The organism is Aliivibrio sp. EL58 (assembly GCF_900312675.1).
In the GTDB taxonomy this organism is placed as follows: Bacteria; Pseudomonadota; Gammaproteobacteria; order Enterobacterales; family Vibrionaceae; genus Aliivibrio.
The window spans coordinates 669602-694202 of record NZ_OMPC01000001.1; the positions used below are offsets into that span (position 1 = coordinate 669602).

The 24601-nt window shown below is 38.2% G+C and carries 22 protein-coding genes; 11 read left to right on the forward strand and 11 right to left on the reverse strand.

The window, feature by feature from the left end; all coding sequences use genetic code 11:
* Positions 1-264 precede the first annotated feature (264 nt).
* Complete coding sequence (locus ED622_RS02840) at positions 265-1266, forward strand: triacylglycerol lipase (protein WP_122032445.1); 1002 nt, start codon at positions 265-267, stop codon at positions 1264-1266.
* 33 nt (positions 1267-1299) lie between these two features.
* Here the strand turns inward: ED622_RS02840 and ED622_RS02845 are convergent, their stop codons facing one another.
* From ED622_RS02845 to ED622_RS02855, 3 genes are all read right to left on the reverse strand, one after another.
* On the reverse strand, positions 1300-3147 hold the full coding sequence (locus tag ED622_RS02845) for a M3 family metallopeptidase (protein ID WP_122032446.1): 1848 nt from the start codon (positions 3145-3147) through the stop codon (positions 1300-1302).
* Positions 3148-3371: 224 nt separating this feature from the next.
* Positions 3372-4388, reverse strand: a complete 1017-nt coding sequence (locus ED622_RS02850; protein WP_122032447.1) for a curlin associated precursor, CsgA like protein — start codon at positions 4386-4388, stop codon at positions 3372-3374.
* 22 nt (positions 4389-4410) lie between these two features.
* A complete protein-coding gene (locus ED622_RS02855; RefSeq protein WP_122032448.1) occupies positions 4411-4980 on the reverse strand; it encodes a curlin subunit CsgB in 570 nt (189 codons plus the stop codon).
* A 261-nt stretch (positions 4981-5241) separates the two neighbouring features.
* On the opposite strand from ED622_RS02855, the gene ED622_RS02860 reads away from it, so the two are divergent.
* From ED622_RS02860 to ED622_RS02875, 4 genes are read left to right on the forward strand one after another with little or no spacing between them, the layout of a single operon-like run.
* Positions 5242-5880 (forward strand): LuxR C-terminal-related transcriptional regulator, encoded by a 639-nt coding sequence (locus tag ED622_RS02860; RefSeq protein ID WP_122032449.1) that lies wholly within the window; start codon positions 5242-5244, stop codon positions 5878-5880.
* 2 nt (positions 5881-5882) lie between these two features.
* A complete protein-coding gene (locus ED622_RS02865) occupies positions 5883-6344 on the forward strand; it encodes a curli production assembly/transport protein CsgE (RefSeq protein ID WP_122032450.1) in 462 nt (153 codons plus the stop codon).
* Between the two features lie 9 nt (positions 6345-6353).
* Positions 6354-6755, forward strand: a complete 402-nt coding sequence (locus ED622_RS02870; protein ID WP_122032451.1) for a curli assembly protein CsgF — start codon at positions 6354-6356, stop codon at positions 6753-6755.
* A 22-nt stretch (positions 6756-6777) separates the two neighbouring features.
* Complete coding sequence (locus ED622_RS02875) at positions 6778-7614, forward strand: CsgG/HfaB family protein (protein WP_122032452.1); 837 nt, start codon at positions 6778-6780, stop codon at positions 7612-7614.
* A gap of 152 nt (positions 7615-7766) precedes the next feature.
* On the opposite strand, the gene ED622_RS02880 is transcribed toward ED622_RS02875, so the two are convergent.
* On the reverse strand, positions 7767-9326 hold the full coding sequence (locus ED622_RS02880; protein ID WP_122032453.1) for a PAS domain-containing methyl-accepting chemotaxis protein: 1560 nt from the start codon (positions 9324-9326) through the stop codon (positions 7767-7769).
* A 601-nt stretch (positions 9327-9927) separates the two neighbouring features.
* On the opposite strand from ED622_RS02880, the gene ED622_RS02885 reads away from it, so the two are divergent.
* Together ED622_RS02885 and ED622_RS02890 are read left to right on the forward strand one after the other, a co-directional pair.
* A complete protein-coding gene (locus ED622_RS02885; protein WP_162922432.1) occupies positions 9928-10923 on the forward strand; it encodes a methyl-accepting chemotaxis protein in 996 nt (331 codons plus the stop codon).
* Positions 10924-11159: 236 nt separating this feature from the next.
* Positions 11160-12530, forward strand: a complete 1371-nt coding sequence (locus ED622_RS02890; protein ID WP_122032455.1) for an NCS2 family permease — start codon at positions 11160-11162, stop codon at positions 12528-12530.
* Between the two features lie 97 nt (positions 12531-12627).
* Here ED622_RS02890 and ED622_RS02895 read toward each other — a convergent pair whose 3' ends face one another.
* From ED622_RS02895 to ED622_RS02925, 7 genes are all read right to left on the reverse strand, one after another.
* Positions 12628-13236 (reverse strand): CDP-alcohol phosphatidyltransferase family protein, encoded by a 609-nt coding sequence (locus ED622_RS02895; RefSeq protein WP_122032456.1) that lies wholly within the window; start codon positions 13234-13236, stop codon positions 12628-12630.
* Positions 13229-13876 carry an ATP-binding cassette domain-containing protein gene (locus tag ED622_RS02900; protein ID WP_122032457.1) on the reverse strand — a complete coding sequence of 216 codons (648 nt, stop codon included), beginning with the start codon at positions 13874-13876 and terminating at the stop codon, positions 13229-13231. Before ED622_RS02900 ends, ED622_RS02895 begins: the two co-directional genes overlap by 8 nt.
* Before the next feature lie 14 nt (positions 13877-13890).
* On the reverse strand, positions 13891-15552 hold the full coding sequence (locus ED622_RS02905; RefSeq protein ID WP_122032458.1) for an ABC transporter permease: 1662 nt from the start codon (positions 15550-15552) through the stop codon (positions 13891-13893).
* 183 nt (positions 15553-15735) lie between these two features.
* On the reverse strand, positions 15736-16413 hold the full coding sequence (locus ED622_RS02910) for a TVP38/TMEM64 family protein (protein WP_122032459.1): 678 nt from the start codon (positions 16411-16413) through the stop codon (positions 15736-15738).
* A 15-nt stretch (positions 16414-16428) separates the two neighbouring features.
* Positions 16429-17202, reverse strand: coding sequence for a (Fe-S)-binding protein (locus tag ED622_RS02915; protein ID WP_122032460.1), 774 nt, complete (start codon positions 17200-17202; stop codon positions 16429-16431).
* On the reverse strand, positions 17199-18995 hold the full coding sequence (locus ED622_RS02920) for an FAD-dependent oxidoreductase (protein WP_122032461.1): 1797 nt from the start codon (positions 18993-18995) through the stop codon (positions 17199-17201). The genes ED622_RS02915 and ED622_RS02920 overlap by 4 nt, the downstream gene beginning before the upstream one ends.
* Positions 18996-19024: 29 nt before the next feature.
* Entirely contained in the window at positions 19025-20011 is a 987-nt protein-coding gene (locus tag ED622_RS02925; RefSeq protein WP_122032462.1) for a sulfurtransferase, read from the reverse strand.
* Between the two features lie 403 nt (positions 20012-20414).
* On the opposite strand from ED622_RS02925, the gene ED622_RS02930 reads away from it, so the two are divergent.
* The 4 genes from ED622_RS02930 to ED622_RS02945 all read left to right on the forward strand — a co-directional run bounded on the left by ED622_RS02930 (position 20415) and on the right by ED622_RS02945 (position 24524).
* Positions 20415-22112, forward strand: a complete 1698-nt coding sequence (locus ED622_RS02930; RefSeq protein ID WP_122032463.1) for a sensor histidine kinase — start codon at positions 20415-20417, stop codon at positions 22110-22112.
* A gap of 3 nt (positions 22113-22115) precedes the next feature.
* Positions 22116-22736: a response regulator transcription factor gene (locus ED622_RS02935; protein WP_256372587.1), complete on the forward strand. Its 621-nt coding sequence runs from the start codon at positions 22116-22118 to the stop codon at positions 22734-22736.
* Between the two features lie 93 nt (positions 22737-22829).
* A complete protein-coding gene (locus ED622_RS02940) occupies positions 22830-23507 on the forward strand; it encodes an NAD-dependent epimerase/dehydratase family protein (RefSeq protein WP_122032464.1) in 678 nt (225 codons plus the stop codon).
* Between the two features lie 90 nt (positions 23508-23597).
* The gene (locus ED622_RS02945) at positions 23598-24524 is read left to right on the forward strand and encodes a LysR family transcriptional regulator (protein WP_122032465.1); all 927 of its coding nucleotides are present in this window, start codon (positions 23598-23600) and stop codon (positions 24522-24524) included.
* Positions 24525-24601 lie beyond the last annotated feature (77 nt).

Below are 24601 nucleotides of genomic sequence, written 5' to 3' on the forward strand. Positions count from 1 at the left end.
TTGTATCAATTGGATGTAGGTAAAGGCGTCGAGTAAAATACACTGAGAAGAAAAGATTGGCAGAGGAAAGAAGGCCTGTCGAATAGGTTATTAGCGTTCTTGGTTAATGCTCACGTTTTAAACGAATTGAGAATTACAATCTTACTTGCAGGAGGATAGATATCACATCAATCACCGATATCACTATTTGGTCCTCATATAAAAGTAATAATTGAATGAGAAATACCCTATGATGGTTTTATATTGTGTTTATGGATGAACTTAATGAATCAAATGGATTATTTGCGATGTGCCAGTGTGGGAGTACTTTTCGGCCTAGCTGGTTGTTCGTCAAACTCTGTCAATGATATTGATGAGGTTGAAGAACCAACGATGTTGACCAAGCAAACCCTAAATATTGAAGGGCTAAAGCATTGTAATAATGCCAATGATAGTCGTATTCATTTAAATCCAGATGAACCATTAACCATTATTGCTCATGGCTGCTTTGCTTCTGCGGGTCAATTTAAAACCTTAGCGGATGTTTATGGTTTATATGATCAACAAGCTATCTGTTTTGAATATGATGACAGAAAGAGTCTAGAAGAGACCTCTGGCGAGCTTGTTTCTGCTCTAAATCAATTATCAAATGAAAATCCCAATCAGCCTCTCCATATTATTGGTCATAGCCAAGGTGGTTTGGTCGCTCGTAGAGCACTTACGGTTGATAGAGAAGATGAGAAAAAAGTCGCCACAAAACAACTGCAACTTACCACTGTCTCTTCCCCATTTAATGGCATTGAAATATCGTCACATTGTGGAATGACTTCTTTACGGATCTTGTCTTTGGGTATTGTTGATTTGATCTGCTATGCAGTGACAGGCGAGAAATATCAACAGATCCCACCTAATGCTGATTTTATTGAACAACCGGGAGAGCTTCTCCCTTCAGTTTCTCAGCATTTAGTAATTAAAACGGATGAGCGTGATACGTGTCGAAGAACCAATGATGACGGAATATGCGTTGAAGATGATTACGTTTTTAGTGTTAGTGAGCAGTCAAATCAAAACGTGGATGATGTCGTTCATGCGAATCCAATAACGGTGAAAGCAGGTCATGTTGAGATTGTCGGTAATGGCAATTCTGTTCCGACGGATTTGATTGATATCTTAAAAGAACAACAATTGCTGATTGATAATGGAACGGTTGGCCAGCTAGAGCAAGCACGTTTAATTGAGCAACTTTATTCTCAAGACGATAGCTCTAATTTATCTATATTGAAATAAGCAGGGTGGCATAAATACCACCCTGAAATCAGTTTAGCGTCCGTACGTTTTCATAATATAGGCTTCAAACTCGTCACACATTTTTGTGTTTGATTCTGTATTACTTGCTAATGTTTTTGGACCATCAATAATAGAGATTGTTGCGTTTAGCGGTGCCACTTCGGCTTGAGTTCTAGAATCTAACTCTGCCATTTTTTCTTGCTCAGATTTCCACGCCTCTTCAACAGATAAATTACACTTATCAGCTAAATATTTAGCGTTAAAGCCTTCACCAGTAAGAGCTATGATTGAGTCATTATGGTTAACGCTGTTACCGGCATTCCAATAGTGTTTTGCTAGTAATGGACCAATCTCAGGATTATCAGTTAAGTAACCAAATTTCTCAGTGAAATAGGCGCGAGTTTGGTAGACCGCCATGTGTGCCAACAAGTAACCATGATAAGCACATGAGGCTTCATCAGACACTAAGTGAGGGATAGCCATTAATGGACGTGGACTACACGCTAATCCAAGAATTTTCTTTTCTGTAGTACGAGCTAATGCTGTGATGTTTTCTGGCGTAAGTTCTTCATCAGTTAATTGATAAAGCGCTCGTTCAAAATACGGTACCACTAAAATACTGCGTTCTTGATATGCACGGAAAGGTTGTTTGCTGTCGATCATTGCTTTGATAATCGAATCAGGTACAGCGTTGCCATTTTCATCAAGCGCATACTGTTTTAACCAATCTGCATCTTCTAGCAAGCTATCGCAGAACATGGATTGGGTTTCTGCATAGGCCATTGAGGTAGGCGCAAATTCTTGTGAAAAGCAGGGTGCGTTCATCTTCACGTTAGAGAAATGAGCCGCATGGCCACCTTCGTGAAATAAGGTGTTCATACCGTCATAACCACTGCCAACTTGGTCTGGTTTTGCGTTGCTAGTAAAGTTAACTTTAGCAGCAACCCATTGATCTTGATTATAAAAAGAAGGAATAGGGCCATGACAAAAACCGTTAGGGTATTTGCCTTTACGATCCAATAAATCAAGCGTTAATTCTGCGCCTGAGAACTCAATATTTAAACGGCCAAACGATTCAACCCAACGACGTAATGATTTTGAGAACGGTACGTAAGGGTCTAGATCTCGCATCACATCGCCTGCAAACGAGAAGATAAAGTTATGCGCGAGTAAGGCTTCATTGCCTTTATCCGTTGTAAGTTGATCTAAGCTACGTTGGTGACAATCACGAGTACGAATTTCAAAATCATCTAAAATAGTAAATAGTTGATCTGTCGTCATTTTTTCTTTTTTTGTTACCGAGTAATCAAAGAAAGTATCAAACCCTTGAGAGCGAGAAAATTTGTTGCGAAGTTTAATTAATTCAATAAATCCGTTTTGTAATAGCCATTGCTCTAAGCCAAGAAACGCTTGATGAGCTGATTGACGTGTTGCGGCATTAGCACTGGTGCGAACAATAGAAGCGAGTACAGGAAGAGAGCCTTCAACCGTTTCACCTTCTTCGTTTACATACGTCATGGTGTGGTTTTGCTTTTTCTCAAATAGACCCGCTTCAAATTTTATTAGATCTGCTTTTTGTTGTTGAGCTTGTTTTGATTCTATTGCGTGAGATTCAAATGTTGCTAACCAGCCTTTTAAACCAATCAAGGTTTGTTTTTTTTCTTCATTATCAGTGATTGATTCAGCCAGTATGATTTGTTCTTTAACTGCGGAGATTTGCTCTGCATTGCTTAAAAAGTTCGTCCATGCAGTTTCTGCTTCCGTAGAGCCTTGGTGATCATCGCTTAAACCCATGTAGGTATCCCAAAAGAAGTTTTCTTTGGTGCGATGAATCGATAAATAACGTTGGTTTAAGTCATTAAGATAAGTAGTGGCAGTCATTTTCGTCCCTTTAAATACAGCATATACAAAGGATTATTATGACATAGATTGTATAGGGATGAGGAGATTAAAATGAATGACATTATGTTTAACCCTATTTCTACTTTAAGTACTTATCATTTATCATCGCTAAAATAGAAAAATCCTAATCAATTACTGATTAGGATTTTTATTTAATTTTTTCAATAGTTTAGATTAAATAATAGTTAGTTCTATCTTTAAATTTAGAATTGAGTAATAAAGACAGCATTACTATTACTATTGTCTGCTAGAACAGTGGCTGAATCGTTGTTAGTTTGGTTAACCACAACGACGTTACTGTTAGAGTCGTTTACTAGGTTAATGGTTGCATCAGAGTTACTACCCCATTGACCAACCATAGCGAAGTTATCGTGACTGGCATCAATAAGTATATCTGCCTCATTATCATTCCCGCCAACAACAACGGCGTAAACTGTATTATCTAAAGCCCCATTTTCTAGTAGGATTTCAGTGTCATTATCCGACGCACCAGCATAAAAGGCAGTGTAAGTGTCATTATCATGGCCATCAATATCAGTTAAAGCGGTATTACCAGAGCCACCATAAACACTAATCGTGGAGTCATTTCGGCGACCATCTTGTACAATGGCAAGTGAGTCATTGTTAGAACCACCATAAATACCAATGGTTGCGTCATTTCGACGGCCATCTTGTACAATGGTATTACTCATATTGCCATCAGCACCATCTAGGTAAATAGCCGCATCATTTCGACGACCATCTTGCTCAATCGTATTAACCATATTGTTATCAGAATAATCCATATCAATTAGAGCGTCATTATGGCGTCCATCTTGGTCAATCAGTGCCATATTATTATCACTGTCATAAGCTTCAATTTTACCGAAATTACGACGACCATCTTGCTCAACAGTAAGATCATTACCATCACTATGGCGACGAGCTTTTACTACAGCTTCATTGTGTCGACCTTGTTGACCAATGAATAGGTCATTGTCATCACTGTTATTACGAGCCCTAACTACAGCATCGTTATGACGGCCCATTTGATAAACTTCAACATCATTTAGATCTGAATTTTTGATTAAAACATCTGCATCATTACCCATTACTGGCGACATTTGGAAAATATTCACATTGTTATCATCAGCGTTAACTAATTCAACATCAGCGGTATTTCCTGCGTACACTGCACCAGAAAGTAAGATGGTTGAGATTGCGATTGCTAAATTTTTCATAATAAACTTCCTTGAAATGATTTTAATTTATGATGGATATAAATCTATCCATTCCATTGACTAAGATAATTCCTTGATTGCCAGTTTGATTAATGGAAAAACCTGCTCCATTACTTTTGTTGACTGCTGCTGCAATATTTGAATCACCTGTCTGATTTACTGCATTTTTTTTACCATTACCCGTTTGCTTTAAATGAGCGATATTGTCATTACCATTTTGTATTATGGCTCCTTCATGATTAGCTCCCCATTGCTCAAGAGAAGCATGATTATTAATTCCATCTTGGATAACTAGGCCTATATTACTACTTCCAACCTGCGCTATGATTGCATTATTTTCATAGCCAGTTTGTTGTACTTTTGCTTTATTACTTCCTGCCCCATTCACGTTATTCTGTAAAATAATTACACTAGAATTTGTTGAATTTGTAAGTTCTACAATGGCATGATTATCATTGCCAGTATTTAATTCTGATAATGCCGTTAGTTCTTCAGGAGCATTGAATTCACTAATGCCTAAATCACTATTTGCATAGGTGTAACTGCTTACAGTTAATAATAAATAGAGATAACTTACTGATAATTTTTTCATATCAGTGTCCCTCTTTCTTTTGTAATAGCATTTTTTGCTACTCCAAAAGTATGGGTTTTACAGAGAGAACAACCATGAACTTTTTTATGATATTTTAATTTAATAGAAATAAACTAAAGCATGAGAAGGCTCATTTTTACTGTCATTATTAAATTCTCAAACTTGAGAATAAAGCAATAATGTCCATTAGTTTACTACTTATTCCTGGATATACTTATGTATTGAACTAGTTTTAAATAATGTTAATTGTGGAGGTAGGATATGACCATTTATTACTTGTCATCATGCCAAACCCTATATTCATCATTACTGATTGATTTGTTAGAAAAATCGTCATGTATGAATATTGTCTCTCTTAGCTTTGATGAATTAAGCATCATGAATGAGTCAGATGAAGATGTTTTTATTATTTTAGATTTGAAAAATCAAACAGATAAAAATTATAAAAATTATTTATATATGATTAATCAAGGGAAAATGAAATTCAAAGAGATTCTTTTCAATGTAACTGGTTGTAATATATTAAAAGAGATAATGAAATATCCAAATGTTGTTGGTGTTTTTTATGAGAGTGATGATATCAAAGTAATATCGCAAGGAATTAAAAAAATAATAATCGGAGAAATATGGCTTAGTAGAGAAATTACAAAAGAAATCATATTTTCTTATCGCGAAAAGCAAGATGGAATTTTAACAACAGCAGTGTCGTTAACTGAAAGAGAAAAAGAAATATTAAAATTATTATCATTAGGTTCTTCAAATATAGATATGGCTAAATCTCTTTTTGTTAGTGAAAATACAGTTAAAACACACCTTTATAATATTTTTAAAAAGATTAATGTTAAAAATCGTTTGCAAGCAATGATGTGGGCAAAAGGATATGACTTTAAAGAGGATTGAGCATGAATTTTAAGGCTATATTTTCTTTTTTTATATTTCTATTTATTTCGTTATTCACTTATGCGTCTGATAATAAAAATGATTTGGAATCAAAAACACCGTTAGAAAATAATAAGGTTAATGAAGTCGATGACTTAGTTGAGATTGATGGCTTAATCATTGATCGAACATTGACTCGATTAGGAAGAGATTTTTACGTTGCTTTTTCTATGAAAATGAATAGTAAATACGATGGAATAGATGTGAATTTAACAGTAAAAGAGAGGCCAACCGCATTATCTGGAAGCATTATAGGAGTTTACCATTTTGATAAAGTTATTTACAGAGGAGCGCTTTCACCGGGTCAAAGACAGGCTGATGAGAAAGCAGAGCAAGCGATAGAGTCTGTAAATCAATATATTATAAGATGGAAAACAGAGAAATTATTTACAGACACATACGATCTTGAACTGCCTGAGATCTAAGGATTTAGTATGAGCATAAGGATTATATTTCTTGTTCTAATAAGTAGTTTTATACCATTAAGTCAAGCCAGTGAGTTAGTTTATACGCCAGTGAACCCTAATTTTGGAGGGAATCCTCTAAATACATCTCATCTTTTTGCTGGCGCAAATGCGATTAATGATTATAAAGCACCAAAAGATGATTCACTGTTTGAAGAAGAGTCAGCGTTAGATCGTCTCACTTCAAGTTTAGAATCTCGATTAATAAGCCAGTTATTAGCTGATGTAGGTAATGGTAATACTGGGCAGCTTGTCACCGATGATTTTGTTCTAAATATTGTTGATGATTCTGGAGCGCTGCTTATTCAAATCATAGATAAAGAAACGGGTGAAAGCTCGGAAATCCAAGTAAGTGGTCTTACTCCAGATTAATTTCTAAGCTAAGGAATCAGCAATGAAATATTCAATGTTATTTTTATTACTTTTTATTATTTCAGGTTGCTCTAATTCTATTGATGTACCTGAAACTTCAGAATTGCCGACATTAATGCAGCGTGGTGCTAATTATGTAGAACTCATTTCTTTACCTAAACCAAGAGGGAGAATATTTGTTTCGGTGTATGATTTTAGAGACCAAACGGGTCAATATAAGCCACAACCAAACAGTAATTTCTCAACGGCTGTACCTCAAGGTGGTACTGCTCTTTTAACGATGGCTCTATTAGATTCTGAATGGTTCTATCCACTAGAGCGTCAAGGTTTACAAAACCTTTTAACGGAAAGAAAAATTATTAGAGCGGCACAAAAAAAACAAGAATCTATTTCTAATCATGGTTCTACGCTTCCATCTTTGTTATCTGCAAACGTAATGATTGAAGGTGGAATCGTAGCCTATGATTCAAATATTAAAACGGGAGGGGCAGGGGCTAGATACTTAGGTATTGGTGGTTCAGGACAATACAGAGCGGATCAAGTTACTGTTAATATTCGAGCGGTCGATGTTCGTAGTGGTAAGATCTTAACAAGTGTTACAACCAGTAAAACGATACTCTCGTATGAAGTTTCAGCCGGTGCTTTTCGATTTGTAGATTATAAAGAACTATTGGAAGTTGAATTAGGTTATACAAATAATGAACCGGTAAATATAGCCTTAATGTCAGCGATTGACTCTGCGGTGATTCATTTGATCGTTAAAGGGGTTGAGGAAGGGTTATGGCGTCCAGAAAATAAGGACAGTATAGATAATCCAATTTTCCGTAAATACGCTTCAGAAACCCATCAGGTTCTGTAAAGGTTGCCCAGTTAAATAGAAAACAACAAATAGAAATAGAAACAGCAATGCAATATCAAGGAAGAGATATAAAAGTAGTAAAGATAAGTGTAAGGAGCAATCCGTTTATCATTGTTATGATGATAAACGGATTTTGTGTAGGTGCTCTTACTTTAGCTTAACGTCCTGAATTGAGACACTAAATCTCCTTGAGAGTGAATAGTTTTTGAAAGTGTTTGGCATTGCTCCATTGTTCCATTCGCAATGCTATTTGTTTCTAAACAGACATTATTAATTAATTGAATATTGGTATTCATCTCGTCTGCTACTTTTACCATTTGTTCTACCGCAACAGAAATTTGGGTGTTTTGCGCTGAAATATTAGTGACTTGATCTAATGATTCCTGCAGTTTATTTCCTGATTTTTTTGCATTATCAACGCACACTTCAGAAAGATCTCTACCTTCTTCTATCGTTTGTACTGCTTCTTGTGTACTTGACTGAATATGTAAAATGATTTCTTGGATTTCTTTGGTCGATTCTTGGCTTCTTTGCGCTAAGGCTCTTACTTCATCCGCAACAACAGCAAAACCACGGCCTTGCTCACCAGCACGCGCAGCTTCAATAGCGGCATTTAATGCTAGTAAATTTGTTTGTTCAGCAATAGATTGAATGACAGTTAATACAGAACCAATGGTGTTACCGTGTTCCTGTAATGTACTAATTACACCTGAAGCGTTGGTTAGTTGCGATACTAGCATTTCAATTGATTTTACTGTGTCGGTAACAGCTAACATACCTTCAGAAGCGATTTGGTGTGTATGCTCTGTTGCACTCGCTGTTGTTTGAACACTGCTTGAAATATCATTAACAGAAGTACTCATCTCTTGAATTGCATTGGCAACTTGAGCTGTTTCTTTGCTTTGAATCGTAATGTTATTTACGGTGTCTTGGCAGTTACTTGTTGATGATTGTGCTAATGCTTCAATTTTTTCATTGGAATCTTGAATACGACCAATAACCGCATTGATTTCTGATTGACGCATTTTTAGCGCCAGTTCGATCTCTGAGATATCATCAATATGGTTGGTGTAAACCAATTCCATTAATGGATTATCGAACACTTTTCTGGCTTTGGTTGTTAAGGCCTCTAATCGACGAGTTAATGAATAGGTGCTTATGAGTGAAATTCCAGCGAAAGAAGCAAGGCCCAATAATGGTGATATTTGAGTTACTGCTGCTGAAATTGCAAAATTAGGAATCAAAGTTAACGCATAACGTTGCCATAAACGCGTTCTTGGTAGCTTCATTTTTAATGGTTTATTACCTGATTTTAACGCGGCATATACTTTTTCTGCATTTTTAACGTGTTCGCGAGAAGGGCATAAACGAACTGATTGATACTCTTGAATAGCACCATTTTTTAAAATAGGTGAAGCAAAAGCGTCAACCCAATAATAGTTGCCATCTTTACAGCGGTTTTTAACTAACCCCATCCATGATTTTTTTTCTTTAAGGTGAGCCCACATATCTTTAAATGCGTCAGAAGGCATATCGGGGTGACGCACAATGTTATGAGGTTTATTAATGATCTCATTTAATGTAAAACCTGCGACCTCACAAAATTCTTTACTGGCATAGGAAATATGGCTTGAAGGAGTAGTAATAGATAACAAGTTGTACTCTTTAGGAAACAGAATCTCCTTATTGCTCATATGTATTTTAGACGTCATGTTTGATTATTCTCATTAGTATTTATTTCCTAATGTAAGCAAATATTGCACCAGTTTGATGTGTATGCCGAAGTTTCTACTTCAATTAACATTTAATGAGCATTCTTTAACCTATATAGAGACTCTAAAAGAAAATCCTTTGGTATGATGAATGGTTATTGCTTGAACTATACCTAAATGGTATGTCAAAAATTAGCAAGAAAGTTGAAATAAGTTTTATAAGATGTCTAAACCGATTAAGTAAATGATTTAAATAGAACATTAAAATAAGTGTCATAAAGACAGTGTAGGTGTCTATTTGACACTTGTTATGATGTCATATAGACACAGAATTTCGTCTGTATCATTAATTATCAATGACTTACGATTGGCTCAGTATTTGCTGTGTAGATAATGTGAAATATCAAATTTCTTTTTATCTTTTAAAGGCTTACTTATGCTCAAATCCCTTTTTTTCCGAATGAGAATGACTCATTGGCTTGGTATTATTCTGTTAATCTTGAATGCTTTCCTCTTTACAGAAAATATAACGTCTCAAATTATTCAATGCATATTGGCGCTCTTTCTGTTTATTCATGATAGAGATGAAAAGCATTGGGGTGTGGATACGTTAAAAGACACTCAAGTTTATATGGCCAATTTTGAGCAGAAAAACTTAGCACTTAAAAATGTCATCAATAGCTCGTTTAATAGTGAAATGAGTGGGGTCTTATCGGTTATTGAAAGTTTTAGAATTAATATTAATCAAGCACTCTCTGAGATCACCCATTTGTCGATTACTTCTGATCATACATCACATGTATTAACTGAAAAAACCGCAGATATCACGCGACATCTACAAGAACAATCTCAATTGTTTGATTCGATTTATACCCAGTTAGAAGATCTAGACAGTAACTCTGCAATATTAATTAATCGTTCAGTAAGCACAGAGAAAAAGGCGACGATCGCTCAAGAAGAGTTAATTGAAGTAAATACGACTAATGAAAAGATCATGGTTCAACTCGATAATTATGCGCAAAGTACAACAGAGCTGAGTCATAATTTTTATTCCTTATTAACACAAACAAATGCGATTAATAAATTTGTTACTGTGATTCAAAAAATTTCAGACCAAACCAATCTATTGTCTTTAAATGCGGCGATTGAAGCCGCTCGTGCCGGAGAGCAAGGTAGAGGGTTTGCTGTTGTTGCGGATGAAGTTAGAACCTTAGCGTTATCTACACAAACAAGTCTTGAAGAAATTACCAGTATTGTTACTTCGGTCAATCAGACGATAGCTCAAACTCAAGAGCAGATTAACTACCAAGAATCAGAACTAATTAAGTTAGGTGAACAATACCAAATCAATAAAATATCAGTTCAGAATGCACATAATACCATTGCCGAAGTGAAAGAGTTGCTTGCTGATAATCAGTCTGAATCAGGGTTGCATGGTATAAAATCTAGTATTCATCGATTATTTGATGATGTTAATGATACAAGATCTCACGTTGCTACCAACTTTAAATTATGTGAAGAGATCAATTTTGAAGGTCAGTTTTTGGCTGATAAAAATGCAGAGTTGAAAGAAATGCTACACACTTTTAAGTTATAAATTGAAGTTTAAAGACCACTTTTATGAGAATCAGTGAAATAAAATTGATTCTCATTTTTTGTTTTTAGAGCATTTTAGGAAGAATTAACAGTAATTTCATTTGCTTAACGATTAATGGTAAGTAATTGTAATCTCGTGACGATAACGATTGCTTATTTATATTTTGCTCAGTTTATGCAAAAATGCGCGCAGAAAATTAACTCCACTTTACTGTTACCTATTTAAGGAATGTTCTAATGTCGCAGGACAATGTACAGAATACAGCACCACAATCTAATTTAGATAAAAAGCTAGATGGCTTTTTTAAAATTTCTGAGCGTGGCAGTACCGTTAAAACAGAGATGATCGCAGGTTTAACTACATTCTTAGCGATGGTTTATTCCGTTATCGTTGTTCCAAGTATGCTAGGTGCTGCAGGTTTTGATACAGGGGCTGTTTTTGTTGCTACCTGTTTAGTGGCGGCATTTGGTTCGTTACTAATGGGATTATGGGTAAACCTTCCAATGGCTATTGGTTGTGCTATCTCATTAACCGCTTTTACTGCATTTAGCTTGGTACTTGGTCAAGGGGTTAGTATTCCTGTTGCGCTGGGTGCTGTATTTATTATGGGTGCGCTATTTACGCTTATTACGGTAACAGGTATTCGTCAGTGGATCTTGAATAACCTACCATCAGGTATTGCACATGGTACGGGTATTGGTATCGGTTTATTCCTACTGCTTATTGCTGCGGATGGAACTGGTCTAATCGTTAAAAATGCACACGCTGGTCTTCCAATCATGTTAGGTGATATTAAGTCATTCTCTGTGATCATGTCGGTACTTGGTCTTGCTGCTATTTTTGGCTTAGAGAAGAAACGCGTACCAGGTGGTATTTTATTGGTGATTGTGGCTATTTCAATTATTGGCTTAATCTTTGATCCAAGCGTAACCTACAACGGCTTCTTTGCATTACCAAGCTTGCAAACAGCGGATGGTGGCTCTTTGATTGGCTCAATGGATATTATGGGTGCATTAACACCAGCTATCCTTCCTGTGGTGATTGCTTTGGTAATGACGGCAGTATTTGATGCAACAGGTACAATCCGTGCTCTTGCGGGTCAAGCAAACTTGTTAGATAAGAACGGTAAAATCATCGACGGCGGTAAGGCATTAACAGCGGATTCTGCAAGTTCAATGGTCGCTGGTCTTGTTGGTGGTGCTCCTGCGGCGGTTTATATTGAATCAGCAGCAGGTACAGCTGCTGGTGGTAAAACAGGCCTAACGGCAACAGTGGTTGGTGCGCTATTTTTAGTGATGATCTTCTTATCGCCAGTAAGCTACTTGGTTCCTGCTTATGCAACGGCTCCTGCACTGATGTACGTAGGTTTGTTGATGCTAAGTAATGTATCAAAGTTAGATTTTGAAGACTCTGTTGATGCACTTTCTGGCTTGGTTTGTGCGGTATTCATTATTCTTTCAGCAAACATTGTAACAGGCATTATGATTGGCTTTACTACGCTGGTCGTGGGTCGTGTTTTTGCTGGTGAGTTTAAGAAGTTAAACGTTGGTATTGTTTCAATTACGGTTGCTTTGATTGTATTTTATGTTGGTGGTTGGGCTATCTAGTCTACGTTAAAAACACAGCAACAAATCAGAATAAAACAAAAACGGATGGTAGTGATACCATCCGTTTTTTTATTGCTTTTTTAGAATATTTACAGAACTAGGATTTCAAGGTGTGGAACCCAGAATAGATCCGAGTAAAGGTAGTAAACCAACAAGCAGCACCAAAGATATAAGCAATAATGGCGAAATGAGCAGGGAACAAACAAATAGCGACAAAGCAGCCAATAGTCTCTGTTCCCTCGGTTAAGCCACTCATGTAGTAAAGTGATTTATGTTTATAAACTGGATTATCAATGCCTTGTTTACTCGCCATGACAGCAAAAGCAAGAAAGCTACTGCCGCTGCCAATAAATGAGAAAATTAAAAAAGCACCAGCTACTGCATTTTGCTCTGGATTTGCGAGAACAAAACCAAAAGGAATGAGTGAGTAAAATAGAAAATCGAGACTGATATCTAAAAATCCTCCCGCATCGGTAATGCCTTGAATACGGGCTAATGCACCATCCAGTCCATCACAAACTCTATTGAGTACAATAAACACTAAGGCGACTAGATAATGTTCTGTGATCAGTGCAGGAAAAGCCAAGCAACCTAAAAAGAAGCCAAATAAGGTGGTTTGATTGGCAGTGACACCGAATTTATTAACCAGTTTAGCACTCTGCGTAAGCGGCCAGCGGATCACTTTTATACTAAAACTATCAAGCATGATTCATCTCCCATGGCCAAGTTAATACTCGGCTTCCTTGTGGAACATCTTCTTTGTCATGAGTTACCATTAAGGCCGGAATATTGGCCTCTTTAAGTTGCTCTACCACCCAATCTCTAAATTGAATACGCAAATCTTTATCAAGTTTACTGAAGGGCTCATCAAGCAAAGCGACTTTAGGTTTAGCAAGTAACATACGAGTAAGGCTGATACGGGCTCGTTGACCTCCTGAAATTTGGTCAGGAAATGACTCAGCCAGTTTAACGAGAGAGATATGTTCTAGTGCTTGCATGGCTTGTATTTTGCGCTCGTTACCTTTAACTGAGTTTGGTAAAGCAAAAGCAAGATTCTCCCAAACGCAAAGGTGAGGAAAAAGTAAGTCATCTTGAAAGAGTATACCTACATTGCGTTTATGGGCTGGTAATTGGCTTAAATCTACACTGTCGAGCATGACCGTACCTGAGTAGGAAAACTCTTCAGAAAGATGTCCTGCGATCACATCTAATAGGGTTGATTTACCACAGCCACTTGGCCCCATAAGAGTTAAGATCTCTCCTTGTTTCACTGTCATATTAAGTGAAAAGAATAAGGCATCACCGCTGTTTTTCTTTATGGTGATATTGTTAAGGTTAAGACACATTGTGAGAAATACCCTTAGGTTGAAATACGGCGATACCTGCCTTGAACTCGGCTGAAAACTATCGCAATGGTAAAGAAAATTAATGGTAATAAAGCCTGCCAAATTGCATAAATGGCAGTGACCCTGCGGTCAAATCCACTTGAAAGCGCAACCGCTTCGGTTGTGATGGTACTAATACGCCCAGCACCTAACATTAGTGTAGGTAAATATTGAGCTAAACTGACACTGATACCAACCGCCCACGCAAATATAATGGCGGGCAGAAGAATCGGCATTTTCACTTTGAGCCACGCTTGCAGAGGTGATTTACCAAGACTGAGGGCTGCGCGAATAAGCCTTATATCGAAACTGCGCCAAGGTCCATCAAGGGCTAAGTAGACAAACGGGAAAGAAAAAAAGATGTGTGCCCAACATACCCAAAAAAGGTATGAATCGCTGCTTAAATATAGTGTAGCGACTTGCAAGCCAAATAAAATAGATAGCTGTGGAATAAGCATTGGAATAGCAATGACATAACCTGGAATTTGCCATTTATATTTGATGCGATATTCATGAGCTAATAGTGCCAGTACCAACGTAATAGTGGCGGTGATTATGGCGATAATGAGGCTCTGATTAATCGTACTTACAATACTGTCCCATTCGAGTTGCCAAAAATGATTACTGTATCGGCTTGGTAAAAGATCAGGAAAACGCCAACGCTGTGCAAAGCTCCACATGACCATTAGAGGAACCATTAAAATAGTCAGTGAAATAAGCGTGATAAATAAAGATTTTCCAGGCAGTGATATGCCATATCGACCTGAGAATTGCCAACATTTAACCCCTTTGATTATTGTCCATTCAACTAAACGAGCAAATGCAATTAATAGTGAGGCAATAGCAAATAGAATCACCGCTCCTGCTGCAGCGCGAGGTAATAAACTTAAGTCAGGGTCGCTAAACCATTGCCAAACTAACACGGCAAAGGTAGGTGGGTTTGTTGGGCCAATGATCAGAGCGACATCGACTACGGATAAGCTATAAGCAATCACCGCTAACATGGGAAAGCGAAGTTTCGCAAACCATTGTGGCAAGATGCATTTCCACCACATTTGGTTTTTACTGTAGCCTAATGAAGCACTGACTTTTTCTATTTGAGTGACTTTTAGTTGCGCTAAGATAGAGATGCTCATTAAGAGTAAAAAGGGCACTTCTTTTAATGCGAGCATAACAATTAGGCCAAGTGCGTGAGGGTCTTTAATCAATAGAACCGCATCATTAACGCCTTGGGTGGCAGGATCATAACCAAACAGACTGTGCAGCGCTCTAATGCCCATACCGGTTGGAGCAAATAAAAAGGCAAAGCCAATGGCAAAAGCCACGTGCGGCATTGCAAGCAAAGGGGATAGAGAGAGTTCGATTTTACGCCAAATCCGAGTGCCCCATGTCGCCTGTAAAATAGCAAAGGTAATTAAGCACGCAAGATAGCTACTGGCAATAGCAGAGTAAACCGTAAGACCAATGGATCGCCATACACCTTGCCAATCAAACACCATAGCAAAGCCTGTGAGAGAAAAGCGGTTCATACCTAATGGTGGAATATAACCAAATGCAGACAGAGCTACACCCAGTAAACCAGGTAAGGTGGGTAGAATACAAATCACAATAATGAGGAGATATAAAACTCGTAACATCTTAATTAACTTTAACTCGGCTTGCGTGGTATTTCATAAATTCATCCGTGTAATTATAGAGTAAAAAATAGTTGTTATGTTTAGGTAACAATAAAAGGGATAGTAAGTTATCTATCTCTATTATGCATCTTAATTTGATAATAGATTCAAACAATTACTATCCCTGTCATAGCTATTCAGCAACTACTTTGCTAACTCTTCCATGTTGATGCCTTTCTTCTTTGCTATGTATTTAGGAATAAGAGACATACCAAATAGGATTAGCCCAGCAACGGCGAATTTAACTAATAACATTGCCGAGACACCGTTCGTTGCAATATCCCCAGCCATGTAAGCGAAAATGAATGCACCCGGAGCCATTGTTACTAATGAGACCAATGCATAAGTACCTAAGTTCAAACTAGTTAGGCCATAAGCGTAGTTTTGTAAGCTAAATGGGAATACAGGAACTAAGCGCGTTAAAATTAAGAAGCTAGTTCCATTCTTTGCGACGCCATCATCAATCTTTTTAAACATTGGATTGTCACCGAATTTCTTCATGATGGTATTTCGAAGAAGAAAACGAGCAACAATAAATGCAACAACAGCCCCTAGTGTCGCTGAAAATAGAGCTAAGATCCCACCTTTGATTGGACCAAAAACAATACCTGCAACGATGGTAAATGCACTGCCAGGAAGTAAGAACACACAAGCAAAAACAAACGCAATGATAAAGACGACATAGCCCCATGCACCAAAGCCTGCGATCCACTCTTGAAGGCTCTTAATATCAGTGATGATTTCAAGAATACCAGTTTGTTTAGCGGCAAAAAGTGCCAGTGCAATTACCGCAATGATAAGAGCAATTTTTACAAATTTCATTTTAAATCCTTTTAATTAATCGACTGACATACACTTGATTAGACCCGCTTTTGACTTATAGCGGTTGAACCATGATTTAACAGGGCTCGCCAATACGTTTGCTGGTGGTTCATCACCATTCATTACGACAGGACCAAACATTAAATCAAGGATGTGCCATGCTTTAGTATCGACACCCATCATAGAGGCACGACATGCGGCACAGTACACAACGACGTGACCGGTTTTAAACTCTTCAACACGACGTTTGATTACTCGGTTTGCTACATCTGGGTTAGCTGGAACTACCATGCCACCAAAGCCACAACAACGCGTGTTTTCTTTGGTGTATTCAGGCTCTTCAATTTGATAGCCAAGCTCAGTTAATATCCAACGGATACCCGCTTGAAGCTCGCTCTCGTAGCGTGTAGAACAAGAGTCATGAATGGTGAACACCACATCGCTGTTTTTTGCTTTACCAATTAATTCAGCAGGAAGTCCGATTTGAGGTAACAACTTCCAAAGTGATACTGGTGTTTGATTTCCCCCTGACTTTTTGATCATGCCGTAACAGCTTTGGCAAGCCACGATTACTTCTTGCGCATCAAGCTTATCGAAATCAGCTTGTAGCTGGCCGTAACGTTCTTTAAATAATTCATATTGACCAATAGCTGCGGTTGGTTTGCCACAACACTTTTGGACGGCACCCATGTCTGGATACACTTCTTTTAGATATTTTGCGATGCTTGCAACGCCTTCTGGCGAGTAGGATGGCAGACTGCATCCTGGCATAAATACTTTATTACTCATTTTGAAGTCACCGTACGTTTAGCCATAGTAAAGAGTTTAGAGAAGCCAAGCTTCTGATGCATATTGATTGCTTTGTGCCCAGGTATTGGAGAGTTACCGCCATTGGCATTAACAAAATCCACGCGAGCGCCTAAGAACATCTCTTTCATTGGATAATCTTTAGGGCAAACAATCGTACATTGGTCACAGGCATTACATGAGTAAGCCAATAGCGGGTCCATGGCTTTGTTATTAATGAAGTCACTAAACAAGGTTTTAGGACAATCTCCAAAGTCATTCATCATCACACATTCGTTCATGCATAATTTACAAGTACATTGCAGACAACGAGATGCTTCTTGCTTGATTTGTTCTTCAGAAAAACCAAGGTCAACTTGTTTAAAGTCTTGCTTACGTTCTTCTATGTTGCGTAATTGACCATGCAAACGAGGAGTGTCTGTTGTGCCTTTTGGAAGAGGAATTTCAAGGCGAGAGGGGTAACTGTACTCTTGCTCGAAATTACGCTCTTCGGTGAGAGGGCGTTTTGCAAATTGACGCTCAATGCTCAGTGCGGCTTTATGACCCAATGCCATTGCCTCAACGACAATGTTACCGCCACAAGCGTCACCAGCAACATAAACCCCATCAACAGAAGAGACTAAGGTTTGCTTATCAACCACATAACGACCGCCACGAGTTTGCTCAAGTGCGCCATCAGTGATATCTGCGACGACTTGGCCTGTTGCGAAAATAACCGTATCTACAGCGATAGTGCGGGTTTCATCTGAGTAACTCGGTGCAAAGTTGCCATTTTCATCTAAAATTGAGATGACTTTTTTAAGCACTACGCCCGTTACTTTTCCGTCTGTTTCTTCAATTGATATCGGTCCCCAGCCCGCATTAAATAGTACGCCTTCTTCGAGAGACTCATCAATTTCAACTTGGCTCGCAGGAAGTTTTGTCATCTCTTCTAACGAACATTGGTGTACTTCATCAGCACCAATACGCCACGATGAACGAGCACAATCCATAGCAACATCACCGCCGCCAATGACCATGATACGTTTGCCAGCGCGAGGAAAATCTCGTGTTTCTGAAACTTCTTTTAGGTATTCAACTGCAGAGAATACGCCTTGTGCTTTGTGTCCTGGAAGAGGAATGATAGAACCTACATGAGCCCCATGAGCCAATACAATTGCGTCATGAGAAAGACGAAGTTCATTAAAAGAGATGTCTTTACCTATCTCTACACCGAATTTTGTTTCGATACCTAGCATATCTAAATAACGGTATTCAAAATCGATAACATCACGTGGTAAACGGTATTCAGGAATACCCACACGCATCATGCCACCATAGACATTCAGTTTTTCAAAGATAGTGACTTGGTGGCCGCTACGACGAAGCTCAATTGCCGCTTGCGCACCTGCGGGTCCAGCACCAATGATAGCGATTTTTTTACCACTATCATTTGCAACGGTTAGATCCCAGTTACTTTGTTTATCCATTTTTTCAGCAACAAAGCGTTTGATCCCAGCAACACTGATTGGTTGATTAAATTCAGTATTACGGCGACATGCAGCTTCACATGGGTGAGCACAAATACGACCAAGCGTTTGAGGTAAGAAAAGTTTGCCGCGAATTAAATCTAAGGCTTCTTGATAATGTCCTTCTCCTGCTAAACGTACATACTGTTTTACATCCGTGTGCATTGGACATGCGGTTTGACATGCTGGATCGGCATCACCCATACAGCCATCTACAATCAGCTGAGCCGTATCGTAGAGTTTTTGACTAAAAATTACATTGCTCATTTTTATTATGATTCCAATTTAAGATTGAATTAGCTTTGTTGGCCGTTGATAACGGTAACGTTCGGCTGTTTTTCTTCATAGTGAGCGTGGCTGTACTCAATCCATGAGCCGTCGTAGTTGTAAACTTCGTCTGCACCCAGAACGTTTTGTAAAATCATGGTGGTGTGTGCAGAGCGAACGCCTGATTGGCAGTAGGCAATGACTTTTTTGCCTTTAATTACATCACCGTATAGTGCTTGTAATTCTTCTACTGATTTTAAGGTAGTGTCTTCATTTACTGCCTTGGTCCAGTTAATGTGAACACTGTTTGGGATTGTCCCCGGGCCAAATGCACCACCAACTGTCGTAGTACCGTTAAATTCGTCATTACCACGAGTATCTATGATTACCCATTCATCATTATTCTGTGCTTGAATGACCATATCCAATGTAGCAAGAGCTGTGTGCTCATGAGTTGGTTCTGCTGCTTGATAATCAGACTCTTCTTGTGAAGGGTTTGCATTGCCTGTTGGTAAATCTGCGCCAACCCAGGCGTTTAATCCGCCATCTAAATAACGAATGTCTTTATGGCCTAGCGCTTCAATTTGCCAAAATAAACGCGCAGCATCGTGGTGTGATGTTGCTGCATAAACAACGATGGTTGAGTCAGAAGTTGCGCCGTAAGTACTTAGGATTTTCTCCATTTCTTCCGTGGTGTTACTCATGCCATCAAATTCATACGCGCCTTCTTTTGCTGAGTAGCCATCACGCCACATAGTAAAAGATCCTTCGATAGGTGCATCAGGTTTCATTGGGTTAAGAGCGCCAATAACCACGACATCCTCATTACTATCCATCAATTTCTTAAGGTCTTGAGCACAAATGAAGTGTTCTGGTTGGGAGTAATGAGAGAATTTCGCATTGAGTTTCTCGTCACTGATTTCAAACGAAGGAGCAGAGAACATAGCGTTATAGGTTGGATATCCTATGGCGACAGCAGCGGCAAGAATGCCAAGAGCAAGGGTTGATTTTTTCATTGTCTATTTCCAGTAAGTTAAAGTTTTTAAGCCTCGCAAAAGCAAGGCGGTTAGCATTTTTTGAACCAATACTGGAGAGTGTGATAACTAACTTTTTTATAATTGTTGGTGTTAGATCGTGGTGACAAATCATAATCACTCACTTACCCCCAAGGTAGTAGGGTGATTTTGAGTTATTCAGTAATTCACAACTATTGTGGTAAACCACAATATTGATAAGGACTTGATCTAAAACAATAAAAATATTGTGAAAATCGATGATAACTGCACATATAAAATATGATGTTTAAGGCTATTTTCATTGTTTGATAACCATTCCCCAAAATTATCGGCTTTCTGTCTGTTTTGCAGTGCATTCTTGCTGCTTATTTGTCCATCGTTGTGTTATGCCAATGAAATAAAAGTGAAGCAATATGACGTGGGCGTTTTGGCGTTAAGAGGCCACTATCATTGTAATATTGCTTGGGAGCCAACAATGAATTGGTTGGAATCGCAAATACCAAACTCAAAGTTTGTATTACATTCTTATAATTTTGATGGCTTGGAGAATGCATTCAAATCTGGAGAGCTTGATTTTTTATTAACGAGTCCGGGGCAAGCCACCACTTTTGCAAGACAGCTTCCGATTCACTGGTTAGCCACACAGAAAAAACAGCATGAAGTCGCATTGAGTAAAGCCATTGCATCGGCGGTGATTGTTCGGGCTGATTCTCCCTATCATTCTTTACAAGATATCGAATATGCGAGAGTAGCGGCGGTTTCTGAAAAGGCCTTTGGCGGTTTTATTGCTTTCCATTTTGAGATGGATAAACGTGGCTATTTTAATACTGCTTTTTATGATCGCATTCAATTTCCAGGACCACCAACGGATAACTTGATTCGAGCGATTGAGAAAAAGGAGCTAGACGTAGCGATTGCCCCCGCTTGTACACTAGAAGAAATGGTCGAAGAAGGTTTTGTTGAGCGCTCTCAATTTAGAGTTTTAGGTGAACAACAACATGATGGATTTACGTGTGCAGTGAGCACGCCATTATATCCGAATTGGACTTTTGCAAAGACAAGTAGAGCTACCAATGAGATAGGTAAGCAAGTTACCCAAGCTTTATTAGCAATGCCTGCGAATGCAGAGGCAGCTAAAGCTGCGAGTAATGTTGGTTGGACATTGCCAGAAAGCAGTTTGAATGTTGATAAGGCTTACCAACATCTAGATATGCATCCTTTACAAACACCATGGACGCAGCAAATGGAAGATTGGTTACATCGAAATCCTTATCTAGCCTTGATGATGATAATTGGCTTATTTGGTTTAAATATTTACCATTTATTACTGGAATGGCGTTTTAAGCGCAGTAAGAAAGCATTGCGGAAAACATTAGAAGATTTACGTCAAAAAAGCACTCTGCTAGAGCATGCTCAACGTATCATGATAGTGGGAGAATTAGGCAGTAGTCTTGCTCATGAAATCAATCAACCATTGTCAGCAATAAAAAATTACAGCCAAGGCGTTAAATTGCGAGTTGAAAGGGGAAGTAAACCTGAAGAGTTACTGCCTGTGATGGAAAAAATTCAACAACAAGTTAATGTGGCAAGTGACATTATTCAACGTCTTCGAGATTTGATCCATAAGAAACCGACAGAAAAAAAACGCTTCTGGTTAGGTACGTTAGTGAATGACACCTATCGATTGTTAGAGCATGATTTTCAACGAAATAATATTGAATTAGAAATCAATAGTTATGGTGAGCCGAGTATGGTTTTAGCGGACTTTACTGGTTTTCAACAGTTGCTGCTTAACGTATTAAATAATGCGAAAGATGCCTGTGTCATGGTGAATGACTTGCAACAAGCATTATTGGTTACGATTGAAATAATCTATCAAGAAGACCGGGTTCAGATTTCTGTGACCGATAATGGAGTTGGAATTGAAAACAATAAAATACCGTTGGATCAGGCATTTTATACAACAAAAAACAATGGATTGGGCTTAGGATTAGCTATTTGTCGAGAGGTTATCGAAAACCACAATGGCACCATAGAGTATCACTCAGTACAACCAAGAGGCTGCCGTGTGGTGGTAGTTTTACCATATCAGAAGGGATGACAATTGTTAGATAAGGGATACACAGAGCTAAGCGCTTATAATGTTTATGTCGTTGATGATGAAAATTCAGTACGAGAATCTCTGGTTTTTATGCTTGAAGGGTATGGTTTTACCGTTTCTGAATTTTCTAGTGGCCAACAATTTTTAGATAAGGTTGATATCACTTTACCGGGATGTGCAATTTTAGACAGTCGAATGCCAGAACTTAGAGGGCAAGACGTACATAGCTTATTGAATAATGAAAAAAGCCCATTAAGTGTGATTTTTTTAACGGGCCATGGCGATATTCCCATGGCAGTTGAAGCTCTAAAATGTGGTGCCGTTGATTTTTTTCAAAAGCCAGTCGAAGGTGAAGACCTTTGTGCAGCCATAAAGAAGGGGTTACAGTTATCAGATAGGCAGTGTAAGGATTTGGATGTTAAACGAGCATATCAAAATTTAACCTCTAGAGAGCAAGAAGTTCTACAACTGATTGTAAAAGGTTTTAAAAATCAACAAATGTCTGATTCTATGTGTGTTTCTTTGCGAACGATTGAAGTTCATCGATCTAATTTAATGAAAAAATTAGGGGTAAATAGCGTGGTTGATTTGATCATGAGATATGGCAATAGCATCAGTAATTAGTTGTCATCGATATAAAGAATGGTGAACCTGTGTTTTCAATGACATTATTAAGCTAAAATTACAGTGATGAAAGTGAATACTCAGGAGTACATTATGTCAGATTCAATATCGATCATTATTGCTGGTTCAACAGGGTTAATTGGCCATCATTTATTGAATTTTGCGTTAAAAAGTGAAGACGTAGAATGTGTGTATAGCCTAAGTCGTCGACCTATTGAAGAAGCTTGTACTAAGTTGACTCAGTTAGTCACTCCTGACTTATCCATAGATAAAATGGCACTGGCCGATAATAAACCTAGCATTGGTTTTATTACTCTAGGAACTACGATTAAAAAAGCAGGCAGCAAAGCAGCATTAAAAGCGGTAGATGCCTCTCTGGTAGTGGACGTCGCGCAATCTATGCATGAGGTTGGTGTCGAGCATGTTTATATTGTCTCTTGCATTGGCGCTTCATCATCAGCGTTATCGCACTATTTAAAATGCAAAGGTGAGATGGAAGATAAGGTGACTCAAGTTGGTTTTAAAAGTGTCACGTTTATGCAACCAGGACCACTGGCAGGAGACAGAACAGAAGTTCGAAAAGATGAGACATTCCTACAAGGGGTTATGACTGTTTTAAATCCTTTAATGAAAGGCTTTTTATTAAATTATAAGCCTATTGAGGGAGAAGTCGTGGCGCAATGCATGCTTGATTTAGCATTCGAAAATCAAGATCTTATGGGTATTCATCGTTATACCTCAAAAGAGATGTTTAGATTACAAAAGAAGTAAAATGACCTTGAGATAACAATAGGGATTACAATAAAAGAGATGATAACCAAGCCAGCTTATTCTGGTTTGTAAAAATTAGTGGAGTAACCCGTGTTGCAGTTTGATTATAATTTATTGAATACATTAGAAGTATTGCTAGAAGAGCAGAGCGTAACTGCAGCCGCATCAAGATTACATTTAAGCCAATCGGCAGTCAGTAAGCAATTGGCAAAGTTACGAGAAGTATTTGATGATCCCTTGTTTGAGCGAACACCTTATGGATTACGAGCCACACCAAGAGCAAAACAGTTAGCACCAGAGCTGCGTCAAGTATTACAACGATTAGAGTTATTTACGCGACCAAATGACTTTGAGCCAGATAAAAGTAAACGAACCTTTGATATTCATATGGTAGAGCCTGCGTATTCGTTGACTTACCCCTACTTTATGCCCGATTTATTAAAGCAAGCACCTCAAGTTAATGTGCACGCTAAAACTTGGCGTCGTGATAGTTTAGAGCAATTATTACGTTGTGAAATTGATTTGGCGATCAGTTGTTGGGAGTGGGATCCTCGCTCAAAATGGCACATTGAGAACATTCCCTCGGAGTTGAACTACGTTGAGTTGATCCAAGATCACGCGGTGTGTTTAGTCCGTGAAGATCATCCATTGTTTCAAGAGGAATGGAATCTAGATACCTTTTTAAAATATCGTCATTTACAAGTGGTTTTTGGTGGTATTGAGCAGTGGTTATTGGATGATATTCTTAATTTACAGCACCTAAAACGAGACATCGCGGTTAACTTAACTGACTTCCATTCAGCAATGGAGTTATGTGAAAACAGTGATTTAATTTTATGTGCTCCGGCAAAGTACGTCGATACGATGCTCAAGGGATCACCACTTAAAAAACTCAAAGCACCATTAAAAATGGAGCCCGGATGTTATGTATTGATGTGGCATAAGCATTTCGATTTTGACCACTCCCATCGTTGGTTTAGAGAGTTAATCATCGATAAAGTAAAAGGGATGGTTTAATTTTTTAGTACAAAATGAGTGATAGAAAAAAGCCAATGGTGAGAGTCATTGGCTTTTATTTTTCGGCTTAATATATA